Here is a 3,102-nt window from a genome sequence, read left to right as displayed (position 1 = left end):
TGCCCGGCCCACGTGTGTGCGGTGGGGTCTGACCCCCCGGTCAGAATCTGGCGTGCGACCCCTCCAGGACAACGCGGGGCGAGTCCGCGGCGTCCTCTCCAGCCTTGTCCACGTGCCCGATCACCCAGTTGTCGACGTGCCGTGCCGTGAGCACGGCCTGGGCTCGGTCCACGTCCTCGGCCGGGAGGACGGCGATCATCCCGACGCCCATGTTGAACGTCCGTTCCATCTCGGTCTGTTCGACACGGCCGTGGTGGGCGATCGTGCCGAACACGGCGGGCACTGGCCACCGCCCTCGGTCGAGCCGTGCGACCAGTCCGCGCGGCATGACCCGCGCGAGGTTCTCCGCGAGGCCTCCGCCTGTCACATGGCTGAACACCCGGACGTCGGTCTCCGCGATGAGACTCAGACAGTCCAGGGCGTAGATGCGGGTGGGTTCGAGGAGTTCCTCGCCCAGTGTCCGACCGAACTCCTCGACGTGACCCTCCAGCGGTAGGCGAGCGAGGTCCAGCAGCACGTGCCGGGCCAGTGAGTAGCCGTTGGAATGCAGACCCGAGGACGCCATACCCACGATCACATCGCCGGGGCGGACGTTCTCCGCCTTGAGCACCTCGTCGGCTTCGACGATCCCGACCCCGGTGCCCGAGATGTCGTACTCGCCGGGTGCCATGAGCCCGGGGTGCTCGGCGGTCTCCCCGCCCAGCAGGGCACATCCCGCCCGCACGCACCCCTCGGCGATCCCCTCGACGATGGCGGCGACATGCTCCGGCACGACCTTGCCGATGGCGATGTAGTCCTGGAGGAACAGCGGCTCGGCGCCGCACACCACGAGATCGTCCACCACCATCGCCACGAGGTCGATGCCCACCGTGTCGTGGACATCCATGGCCTGCGCCACCGCGATCTTGGTGCCGACGCCGTCCGTCGACGAGGCCAGGAGCGGCTGCCGATACGTGTTCTTCAGGGAGAACAACCCCGCGAAACCCCCGAGACCGCCCATCACCTCCGGTCGGGTCGCACGCCTGGCGTGGGGCGCGAACAGTTCGACAGCGCGCTCGCCGGCGTCGATGTCGACGCCGGCGGCGGCGTACGAGGCGCCGCGCGCGGGGTGGTGGTTCTCGGTCATGGTCGATTCTCCTCATCGGCGCCCCTGGGCGGGCGCCCGGTCAGGGTCGGCGGACGGCGTCCGTGGTGTCGTGCAGGACCAGGTGCCGGTCGGGGGTCTCGCCGTCGACCTGGGCGGCCAGGGCCAGCACGGCCGCACTCATGGGCGAGTCGTCCGGGAGCGCGATGGGATAGTGGCCGTCGAAGCACGCGGCGCACAACTCGTCCCGCGGCTGCCCGGTGGCCGAGATCATCCCGTCCACCGAGATGTACCCGAGGGTGTCCGCGCCGATCGCCCTGCGGACACCCTCGAGCATGCCGTCCGTCACGTCGACGCCGTTGGCGATCAGCTCGGCCGGGCTGGCGAAGTCGATGCCGTAGAAGCACGGCCACCGGACCGGAGGAGAGGCTATACGGACGTGCACCTCGAGGGCGCCCGCCTCCCTGAGCATCCTGATCAGGGCCCGCTGGGTGTTGCCCCGGACGATCGAGTCATCCACCACCACCAGCTTCTTCCCGTGGATCACCTCGCGAAGCGGGTTGAGTTTGAGCCGGATTCCGAGCTGGCGGATCGTCTGACTGGGCTGGATGAACGTGCGGCCGACGTAGGCGTTCTTGGTCAACCCCTGTGCGAAGGGGATTCCGGAGCCCTGCGCGTATCCGACCGCGGCCGGGGTGCCCGACTCCGGGACCGGGATGACCAGGTCGCCCTCGACGGGGTGTTCGGCGGCCAGCGTGCGACCGATCTCCACGCGAGCGGAGTTGACCAGCCGCTCGTTGATCACCGAGTCGGGACGTGCCAGGTAGACGTACTCGAAGACGCAGGCCTTGGGGGCGGGTTCCGCCAGTCTGCGCGACCTGACGCCGTCGGCGTCGATCGCGATGAGCTCACCGGGCTCGATGTCGCGGACGAACGACGCCCCGACGATGTCGAGCGCAGAGGTCTCGGACGAGACCACCCAGCCCCGCTCGAGCCGACCGAGCGCGAGGGGGCGCACCCCGTGAGGGTCGCGGGCCGCGTACAGCGTGCTCTCGTCGGAGAACGTCAGGCAGTAGGCACCGCGCAGTCGCGGCAACAACCGGGCCGCCGCCTCCTCGAGCCCCCCGTCCCCCGCGTCGTGGGCGAGGAGGGTGGAGACGATGTCCGAGTCCGAGTGGGTGCTGTTCTCGGAGTACCCACGGATACCGATCGACGTGGCGTAACGCTTGAGTTCCTGGGTGTTGACCAGATTCCCGTTGTGCCCCAGCACCACGGACCCTCCACCGGGAGTGGGCCGGAACATGGGCTGGGCGTTGTCCCAGGACGCCGCGCCGGTCGTCGAGTACCGGCAGTGGCCCACGCCCACGTGGCCGCTCATCGATTCGAGGGTCTTCTCGTCGAAGACCTGACTCACCAGACCGAGATCCTTGTAGACCAGGACCTGCTCACCGTCCGCGACCGCGATCCCTGCGGCCTCCTGGCCTCGGTGTTGCAGCGCGTACAGGCCGTAGTAGGTGAGCTTGGCGACATCCTCGCCCGGAGCCCACACACCGAAGACACCGCACTCCTCGACCGGGCCGATGCGCTCGGCGTCGACAGGCAGGCCGGTCGGACCGGGAACGGACGGGTCGGGCAGACCCAGACCGACGGCGGCGCGACTCGTTGTGCGGCGGAGTGGTCCGGACGTGCCCGGACGTGACGACGTGCTCTCCACCTGGTGGTGCTCCCTCATGGTTCGGGGCGGTCCGCCCGGACAGACCCCGGCGGTGCCGTTCAAGTGTACGTTCCCGGACCCCCGTGACCCCACTCCCGTGTCCCCGGTCGCACCACCGGCAGCCCCGACGCGACCTCACCGGCCCTCGTCCCCGACGCACGGACCAGCCCGGCCGAGACGGCGGACTGCCAGCTGCGGCGGCCGGTGGCGAGTTCGAGCCAGGTCCTGGCGTCGGTCTCGACGACGTTGGGCGGGGTCCCCCGCGTGTGGCGCGGCCCCTCGATGCACTGCACGGCCGCATAGG

At 70.1% G+C, this 3,102-nt stretch carries 3 protein-coding genes; all 3 read right to left on the bottom strand.

Features of this window, described 5'->3' with window-relative positions; translation table 11 throughout:
• Positions 1-40: 40 nt before the first annotated feature.
• Positions 41-1,126, bottom strand: coding sequence for a phosphoribosylformylglycinamidine cyclo-ligase (gene purM / locus G6026_RS10860; RefSeq protein WP_107755795.1), 1,086 nt, complete (start codon positions 1,124-1,126; stop codon positions 41-43).
• Between the two features lie 40 nt (positions 1,127-1,166).
• Complete coding sequence (gene purF / locus G6026_RS10855) at positions 1,167-2,816, bottom strand: amidophosphoribosyltransferase (RefSeq protein WP_107755794.1); 1,650 nt, start codon at positions 2,814-2,816, stop codon at positions 1,167-1,169.
• Positions 2,817-2,857: 41 nt separating this feature from the next.
• Positions 2,858-3,102 (bottom strand): sterol carrier family protein (locus tag G6026_RS10850; RefSeq protein WP_241728031.1); only part of this gene is annotated, 245 nt, incomplete at its 5' end.

The sequence above is a fragment of the Dietzia sp. DQ11-38-2 genome (assembly GCF_014145055.1).
Lineage (GTDB): Bacteria > Actinomycetota > Actinomycetes > Mycobacteriales > Mycobacteriaceae > Dietzia.
The sequence above is the reverse complement of the archived record's forward strand: the minus strand, read 5'-3'. Positions and strand labels throughout refer to the sequence as shown.

Excerpts from the sequence above, each read along its gene's own strand:
- purF (WP_107755794.1), bottom strand. The coding sequence starts at position 2,816 with ATGAGGGAGCACCACCAGGTGGAGAGCACGTCGTCACGTCCGGGCACG.
- purM (WP_107755795.1), bottom strand. The coding sequence starts at position 1,126 with ATGACCGAGAACCACCACCCCGCGCGCGGCGCCTCGTACGCCGCCGCC.